Below are 8,394 nucleotides of genomic sequence, written 5' to 3'. Positions count from 1 at the left end.
CTCCTTTTTGCTATATTATACCGTAAATATTCTCTTTTTTGGGATGAAGATGCTGGGTTTCTGCGGGTTTGAGGGAATTGTTTTTCAATGGAAACTACTTAATTCCACAGGCCTGGTGAATTACCTCAGTTTCGGAATTGAGGAATACAAAATAGAAGAGCTCTATATTATTTCGGAGCTTCTTTCCCAAGAACCCGCTTCTTTCAAAAGTTCGATAAAGAACCATTTAAAAGAAGGACTTTCCTTCCCATCCGCCAGGGAGAAAGCTCTGATAGAACTTCTTTCCGGTAGAATTCCTGAAAATAAACTAAAGCACATATCGGACCTGCTAAAAAAACCTAATTTCATCCTCGCCGTCGAATATGTTAAGGCCATAAAAAGATACAATATGAACATAGAAATTTTGCCGATTAAAAGAGAAGGTGCCGGCTACCATGAAAAAGATTTTAACAAGAAATACCCCAGTGCCAGCGCCATCAGAGAATTTCTCAAAAGAAGCCCCGATGTAGAAATTTACGATTTTCTCTCTTCGGCAGTTCCCGGCCACTGTGTCGAAATAATAAAAAGCGAAATCGATAAAGGCAAAGGCCCCGTGTTTTTGGAGAACTTCGAACTTCTGTTATTAGACATATTGCGAAGGAGTTTTAAAGAAGAACTATCATCTTTTTTCGACATCACCGAAGGCCTGGAAAACCGCATAAAGCAGGCTGCCAAAAAGGCCTCAAGCCTTCATGAATTGATAGGAGAAATAAAATCCAAAAGATATCCCGAAACGAGAATCCAGCGAATTCTAATCCATATCCTCCTAAACATAGAAAAAGAATTGGTTTTAAGCAAAACCCCGCTTTACCTACGGGTTTTGGGGTTTTCCCAAAGGGGACTGGAAATTTTGCGGGAAATCAAAAAACAAAGCAAGTTGCCCATAATAACCCGGGCTGCCGAACACAAAAAATTACCGGGCACTGCCCGGAGAATGTTCGAAGTCGATCTGTTGGCCTCCGACATATATTCGCTTGCCCTGCCTTTTAAAAATAACAGGCAAGGGGGACGTGATTTCAAAATGGAAGTAATTCGGTCGCTATAAATTCTCAAGATAATCCAAAACATCCTGCAGGGTTTTTACAGGGACTAATTTTATCCCGAGATTTTTAGCTACACGCATGGCTTCCTCGGCATTATTTTCTGGCACAAAAAATATCTCCGCACCGTCTCTTTTGGCCGCGGCAACCTTTTGCACCACACCGCCGATTTCCCCCACCCTCTCGTCAAGGCTTATGGTGCCGGTTCCGGCTATTTTGTGGCCCTTGGTCAAATCTCCGGGCGTTAACTGATTTAAGATCTCCAGGGTAAACATTACACCGGCGGAAGGGCCGCCTATATCGCCCGTATTAATCTTTATATCGAGCGGGAGGATGGGTTTCCAATCTAAAGTCGTGATAAAAACCCCTATTATGGGCTTTCCTTTTTCGGTTTTGCTTTCGATAGTGGGAACCGTCAGTGATAACTTCCTTCCTTTCCTTATGATTTCCAGATTCACCTTTTCTCCTATTTTGTGCTTCGTTACTAAATTTATCACTTCCTCAGCCAGATTGACCTTAACGCCGTCCACACCGGTAATTATATCATCCGGCAATATCAGACCTTTTGCAGGGCTGTCTTCCATCACTTCCACGACCCTTGCTCCTTTCCCCAGAATCTCAGGTTTGTATCCTGCCCGTCTTAAAGCTACAATCTCCGCTATTTTCTGGCTTTCTTCCATCCACTGTTTCATATAATCCATATACCTTTCCATATCCATACCTGGGGGAATAACCCGTTCTCTTTTTTCAATGTTGACGTAAGGATGGAAAGCAGCATAAACAGCCAGCGGCAGGTTCAAAGGCCTAGTCGACACCGTGGTCAGCAGGAAGGCCCCTTTTTCATTTTTCTCGCCCTGCTCTACCTGGACAATTTCTTTTAAATCCACCGTCACTCCGGGAGCTACCAGGGTATAATTATTCGCTATATAAAAATTTACAGCAAGAAGCACTATTGCAATTATGAGGAGCGAAAAACGCCTCTTCAAAAAAAAATCTCGCCTCATCTTTGTTCGTCCCTTCTTCCTAAAATTGTCAAAATTTGCGGCAGGACAGCTTCGGCAGCCCTAATTCCCTCTTTTATGCACTTTTCCGGCTCGCTGAAGGCAAGGGGATTCACGTTCTCCAAATTTGGAGTTATGAGAACGTCGCACTCATAATTTTTTAGAAATTGAATCTCTCTTCCCATAACTTCGAACGTCTGGAATATGATATCGTATATATTGCTCAGCGAAGTTCCCGCGCTGAAACCCAGTTCAACCCCTATTACCACATCAGCCCCCATTTCGCGCGCCGCACGGCCCGGAACTCTTTCAAGAACCCCTCCGTCTACCAGAACCATCCCATCTTTCATCACAGGGCAAAAAATACCGGGGATGGCTATACTCGCCCTGACGGCCAGAGCTACATTTCCTTCTTTTAGCAGGACCAGCCTTTTGGACTTCAGGTCGGTAGCCACCACACCCAGCGGTATATTTAGTTCGTCGAAATTCCTATTTTTTGTAAGCAGTCTCAACATCTCTTCTATTTTATTTCCCGCAATTAATCCGAGCCTTGGAAAAGTGATATCAACAAAATGCCTTCTTTTAATATGATAAGCCAAAGATTCGATATAATTCACCTTCACTCCCGAAGCATAAAGGGCCCCTATTAAGCTGCCTATGCTGGAACCCGTAATGATATCGATGGGAATCCCATGTTTTTCCAGAACCTTTATAACACCTATGTGTGCATATCCTTTAGCAGCTCCGGCACCCAGTGCAAGACCTACCTTAGGCCTTCTCTCCAACTCCTCCCTCATCCCTTCTTTTAAAGAATATGTGCGTCTTTCCGAAAATATATATTAAATAGATTTGGAAGAAACTTATTAGGAGGCCTAAAAATGAGATTAAGAATTCCAAAAAGCAAAGTAGCTAAGTTGAGTCAGATGATTCTTCCTGCCGTTGCAGTCATGATAACAATAGCCATAATTCGCTTCCCGGAAGAGGCTTTCCAAGCGGCTTTCGAAGGGCTCGATGTATGGTTCAACATTGTGCTTCCGGCACTGCTCCCATTTTTCATAGGCTCGCAGCTGCTTATGGGACTGGGGGTCGTCCATTTTATGGGAGTTCTCCTAGAACCGTTGATGCGGCCCCTTTTCAACGTCCCCGGCGCAGGTTCTTTCGTCATGGCCATGGGACTTGCAAGCGGCTATCCTCTCGGAGCCATGCTCACAGCAAAACTGGTAAAAAAGCGGCTTTGCAATGCCCGGGAAGCCGAACGTTTGGTGTCATTCAGTAATACCGCCGATCCCCTTTTTATGGTCGGAGCAGTAGCAGTCGGGATGTTCAAGGATGTCCGCGTAGGGTCGATTATAGCCTTATCCCATTACATTTCAGCTCTTCTCGTGGGTATTGCCATGCGCTTTTATTCCCCGAAATCGGAAAAAACCCCCCAGGTGGCATCCGTAAGAAAGAACGAAAGCATCATGCTGAAAGCCACCCGTGAGCTTTTGAGGGCTCGCAAAGAAGATGCAAGGCCCTTCGGACAACTTCTAGGCGATTGTATAAAGGATTCGATAAATTCCCTATTGCTCATCCTCGGTTTTATCATCCTCTTCTCGGTCGTCATCAGAATAATAACGGTTGCCGGGTTTGTCAACATGCTCGTTCCGGCAGTCAACGTGTTGTTGAAGATATTCGGCCTTGATGAAAGTTTATCTCCCGCTATAATCAGCGGCATCTTCGAAATAACTTTGGGGACCAAACTCGCAAGCGCCGCCGACGCCCCCCTTATTCAAAGAGTCATCGTCGCTAGCGCCATAATAGCCTGGAGCGGTATATCGGTCCATTTCCAGGTAATGAGCATGTTGAGCAACACCGATGTGAAAATCCTCCCTTACATAATGGCAAGAGTCCTACACGCTCTTTTGGCCGGCATCGTCACTTATATCATGATGGCAATTCCCATTGAAGGTTTCGCATCGTGGTCCATGCCCGTATTCGCCATAGCCCCGTCGAGAACTTCTGAAAGCTGGCTGAACATTTTCGCCGTTTCGAGTCAGGTGTTTATGTTCCTCTTCAGCTTGCTCGTTTTGCTTTCAACAATACTTTATCTCATTAAAGGTTTTGAGATAATAACGTTTAAGGTCATAAAAAAATAAGATCAGATCCTCTGGTTTAACTCTTCCCGTCCCTCTCTGACCGAAGTTAAAATTTTCTCCAGGTATTTTTCCAGCTGCGCCAGCACCTCATCGGCGTATTTGTTCGCTCCCACCCTTATCTCTCTCGCTGCCTTTTTGGAAGCAGCCAAAATTTCCTCCGACTTCTCTCGAGCTATCTTGACTATCTCATTTTGATCTACCATTTTTTCGATATGTTCTTTTGCTTCTTTTATTATCATTTCTCCCTCTTTCTGAGCTTCAACCAAAATTCGCTGCCTTTCTTCCACAATTTTTTTTGCCTTTTTTATATCTTCGGGCAAGGCTTTTACCATCTCGTCCAACAAAGTTAAAATTTTTTCCTGGTCTATTATCACCTTGTTTGAAAAGGGGATTCTAGAACCTTCGCTTATCAGATTTTGCAGCCTTTCTATGTAATCGTAAAATTCCATTAACCCGACCCTCCAAAAGAAAGAATTAACCCTTTATGGTAAATTTTTCCCTCAATTTTTCCTCTACCGCGGGCGGCACCAGGTCTTTTACACATCCTCCGAAGCTTGCAACTTCCCTCACTATGCTCGAACTCAGAAAGGAATACTTCGTGCTGGTCATAATGAAGACCGTTTCTATATCCTTATAAAGCTTCTTGTTCATCAATGCCATCTGCAGTTCGTATTCGAAATCAGAAACCGCCCTCAACCCCTTTATTATGATTTTTGCATTTCTTTTTCGAGCAAAGTCCACGAGCAAGCCGCTGAAGTGGTCCACTTCCACGTTGTCGAGGTGACTTACCGCATCCCTTATCATTTCAATTCGTTCTTCTATCGTAAAGAGGGATTTTTTGTTCGGGTTTTTTAAAACGGCGACTATAAGCCGGTCGAAAATCTTCGAACCTCTTTCGATAATATCAAGATGGCCGTTGGTGATGGGGTCAAAGCTCCCCGGATATATAGCTACGGACATTTTACTTCACTCCTGTAAAAAAAGATAACCTTGTAATGCCATACCTCTTTTCTTTGTAACAGGTCACTTTGGGCGGGACCTTGATAATCTCCGATACCGAATGCTGAACCACTATTATAAAACCTGGCTTTAACAGTTTTGAGCAGGTTAAAACTTCCAAGCAATTAGATGCATATCCCTTGTTATACGGTGGGTCCAGAAAAATTACATCATACGTCGTATTGGTATTTTCAAGTTTCCTCAATCCCTTTAAAAAATCGGATTTTATTATTATGCCCTTTTCGGAAACTCCCAGGATATCGAGGTTTTCCTTTATCACCCTGCATGCGAATCCGCTCTTTTCAATAAAGGCCGCTTTTTCTGCACCACGGCTCAAAGCCTCTATCCCCACGCTTCCGGTACCGGCAAATATATCCAAAAAGCTGCAGTTTACTATTTTTTCGCCCAGAATGTTGAAAAGAGATTCCCTCACTATATCGGAGGTGGGCCTAGTGCTTTCGCCGGGAAGGGATTTAATCCTCCTTCCCCTGAACATTCCACCTGTTATCCTCATCATTATCATTTTCACCCTTTAATAGGTCTAGTATTATTCTAACATATTCAGCCGGTATTTCAATAAAATTTAATATCCATTAGTTTAATTACGTATAAAACAATCAAAAAACGATAAAAATATTATTGTAAAAAACAAATTCCCCATAAGCTCTTCCTCCGGTTTCTCCTCTCCCAGTGCCGGCGCAAAAAGCGCCGGCATCAAATTTTGATTTTAGAACACACAAAGAAAGAACAGACTCTATTTTCATAGAGCCTGTTCTTTACTATTTATTTTAGTGAGTGGTCTGGCCACCACTTATTCGCCTTTCATAATCCTCAATCATCTTGCGCACCATGTGACCGCCAACAGCGCCGCAATCCCTGGCCGAGTAGTTGCCCCAGTATCCATCGGGAGGAGCGGTAATTCCAACTTCGCGTGCAACTTCAGCTTTGAATTGTTCCATTGCCTTATAAGCTTCGGGAACTACGAGTTTATTTCTCTTTTGTCCAAGACCCATCTTAATCACCTCCTTTGTCTTTCTACTCTTAATATAACCTGAGTAAAAGTCCAAAATACTAGAACTATCTGCCTGAAAAACCAGCACATGTATAAATAAATTACTTATTTTTCTAATTATTATTTTTTAAATTATTTTTAATTTTTCTTCTATCGCTTTTCGAATCCCTGCAAATTCAGGAGTCGACAGCAAATCCCTGTCTATTATCTCGGCCGCCAGAGATTTTGTGGTTTCCAGAATCCGAATGTCTCTAATGAGAGGGACAAACTTGAATTCCGGCAGGCCATGCTGCCTTACGCCGAGGAATTCGCCGGGTCCCCTTATTTCCAGGTCTTTCTGAGCTATTTCAAAACCATTGTGGCTCTTCATCATGAAGTTTAGTCTTGCCCTTACGTTTCTGTCCTTAGAACCGGTTATGAAAATGCAGTACGATTTAAGATTGCTTCTCCCCACCCTGCCTCGAAGCTGATGGAGTTGTGCAAGGCCAAAGCGTTCCGCATTTTCAACTACCATAACAGTAGCCGAAGGCACATCCACCCCTACTTCTATAACTGTTGTGGCCACCAAAACGTCAATTCGCCTGGCGCAGAAGTCCTTCATAACGTTGTCTTTTTCCTCGGCCTTCATTTTTCCGTGCAAAACACCTATATTAAGGTGAGGAAACTTTTCTGCCAATTCCCTGCAAATTTCATCTACGCTTGCAAGTCCCAATTCGCTTTCCTCCACTACCGGGCATACCACGTAGGCCTGATGACCTTTTTTAACTTCCGCTTCAACGAACTTGTACACTTTATGCCTCATGCTATCATCTACCACAAAAGTTTCCACCTTTTGACGGCCTTCCGGCATGGTATCTATTATTGAAATATCCAAATCCGAATACATGGTAAGCGCCAGCGTCCTGGGAATTGGAGTGGCGCTCATTACAATGACGTCCGGATAATGCCCCTTCTTAACCAAAGACTCCCTCTGCCTCACACCGAAACGGTGCTGTTCGTCGGTTATTACCATCCCCAGTCGATTAAATTTTATATCGTCCTGGATGATGGCATGGGTTCCCACAATAATCTTTACGGAACCGTTTTCAAGTCCTTCCAAAACTCTCTTTTTTTCCGACTTTGGCATGTCCCCTTTTAAAACTTCCACCCTTATTCCCAGGGGTTCTAAATATCTTTTCAACGTGGTAACATGTTGTATTGCGAGGATTTCCGTGGGCACCATAAAAGCACCCTGGTAGCCGTTTTTTGCCGCAAGATAAAGGGCTATGGTCGCAACTACAGTTTTGCCCGAGCCTACATCCCCCTGGATTAGTCGGTTCATTACGCGTTCGCTTTGCAAATCCGAAATTATATCCATCACAACTTTTTCCTGGCCTTTGGTCAGGGAAAAAGGCAGGTTTTTCAAAAACGGCGTTATATCAAAATCCACGTATTTATTTTTTCTTTTTTCGCCCATTATATGCCTTTTTGTTACCATCATGGCAAGCTGAAAGACCAGGAGTTCCTCGAAGGCCAATCTTTCTTGAGCTCGCCTTAGTTCTTCCCAGCTTTCCGGAAAATGGATATTTTTCAGTGCGTGCAATTTCGGCATAAGTTTATACTTCTTCAAAATGCTCAAAGGCAAAACTTCTTCTATTTTCAAATCCTCCTGGAAGACATTTTTTACTATTTTCCTTAGAATTTTTTGTGTAAGACCTCTTGTCAAGGGATATACCGGACATATTTTCGTATAGTCCGAGCTTTCGATTTCGTCGAACCTCTGCCACTCGGGGTTTGTGATTTCGTATTCCCCAAAATTTTTCTTAATTTTCCCGACCAAAATAAGCTTGTCTCCCGGTTTGAATGCATCCTTCATGTACGGCTGATTAAAAAAAACGGCAAAGCCTTTTCGCTTGCCATCGGTCACGGGTATTTTTACTATTTTCATTCCCGAGCGGGTGGCCACCTCATGGCCCTTTTCCGTAACTACACAGGGAAAAGCGCCCACCTCTTCGCCGACGATACCTTGCTCAAAATTTAGCGGTGTAAGATCCAGATAGCGCCTCGGCAACAAATAAAGAAGGTCAAAAACCGTATTAACGCCGAGAGAGCGAAGCAGTTTTGCCCTGGAAGGTCCTACTCCTTTTATGTATTGGACCTCTTTTGTTAAATCCAACATCCTCACC

General features: G+C 43.5%; 9 protein-coding genes. 2 read left to right on the top strand and 7 right to left on the bottom strand.

Translation table 11 applies throughout. The annotated features are described in order from the left end of the window. Nucleotides 1-1,084, top strand: a 1,084-nt coding sequence (locus AN618_RS09230; RefSeq protein ID WP_222926456.1) for a tRNA(Met) cytidine acetate ligase, incomplete at its 5' end; no start/stop codon positions are given. Here AN618_RS09230 and AN618_RS09225 read toward each other — a convergent pair. Beyond that, nucleotides 1,079-2,065, bottom strand: coding sequence for a SepM family pheromone-processing serine protease (locus AN618_RS09225; protein ID WP_245628470.1), 987 nt, complete (start codon nt 2,063-2,065; stop codon nt 1,079-1,081). The two genes, AN618_RS09230 and AN618_RS09225, sit on opposite strands and share 6 nt — an antisense overlap. Nucleotides 2,066-2,079: 14 nt before the next feature. Beyond that, on the bottom strand, nt 2,080-2,877 hold the full coding sequence (locus AN618_RS09220; protein ID WP_066354200.1) for a patatin-like phospholipase family protein: 798 nt from the start codon (nt 2,875-2,877) through the stop codon (nt 2,080-2,082). Nucleotides 2,878-2,958: 81 nt separating this feature from the next. Between AN618_RS09220 and ylbJ the strand changes: the two genes are divergently transcribed. After that, nucleotides 2,959-4,218, top strand: coding sequence for a sporulation integral membrane protein YlbJ (gene ylbJ / locus AN618_RS09215; RefSeq protein WP_066354199.1), 1,260 nt, complete (start codon nt 2,959-2,961; stop codon nt 4,216-4,218). 2 nt (nt 4,219-4,220) lie between these two features. On the opposite strand, the gene AN618_RS09210 is transcribed toward ylbJ, so the two are convergent. The 5 genes from AN618_RS09210 to recG form a co-directional block, all read right to left on the bottom strand. Beyond that, nucleotides 4,221-4,667: an ATP synthase subunit B family protein gene (locus tag AN618_RS09210; protein WP_066354198.1), complete on the bottom strand. Its 447-nt coding sequence runs from the start codon at nt 4,665-4,667 to the stop codon at nt 4,221-4,223. Between the two features lie 25 nt (nt 4,668-4,692). Continuing rightward, entirely contained in the window at nt 4,693-5,178 is a 486-nt protein-coding gene (coaD, locus tag AN618_RS09205) for a pantetheine-phosphate adenylyltransferase (RefSeq protein WP_066354193.1), read from the bottom strand. A 1-nt stretch (nt 5,179) separates the two neighbouring features. Beyond that, complete coding sequence (rsmD, locus tag AN618_RS09200; protein ID WP_245628469.1) at nt 5,180-5,734, bottom strand: 16S rRNA (guanine(966)-N(2))-methyltransferase RsmD; 555 nt, start codon at nt 5,732-5,734, stop codon at nt 5,180-5,182. A 271-nt stretch (nt 5,735-6,005) separates the two neighbouring features. Next, entirely contained in the window at nt 6,006-6,230 is a 225-nt protein-coding gene (locus tag AN618_RS09195; RefSeq protein ID WP_066354191.1) for an alpha/beta-type small acid-soluble spore protein, read from the bottom strand. 126 nt (nt 6,231-6,356) lie between these two features. Next, nucleotides 6,357-8,387 (bottom strand): ATP-dependent DNA helicase RecG, encoded by a 2,031-nt coding sequence (gene recG, locus AN618_RS09190; protein ID WP_245628468.1) that lies wholly within the window; start codon nt 8,385-8,387, stop codon nt 6,357-6,359. Nucleotides 8,388-8,394: the final 7 nt, after the last annotated feature.

The organism is Fervidicola ferrireducens, from assembly GCF_001562425.1.
GTDB classification, from domain to species: Bacteria; Bacillota; Thermosediminibacteria; order Thermosediminibacterales; family Thermosediminibacteraceae; genus Fervidicola; species Fervidicola ferrireducens.
Note: the sequence above shows the minus strand (reverse complement) of the source record. Positions and strands in the feature narration are given on the sequence as shown.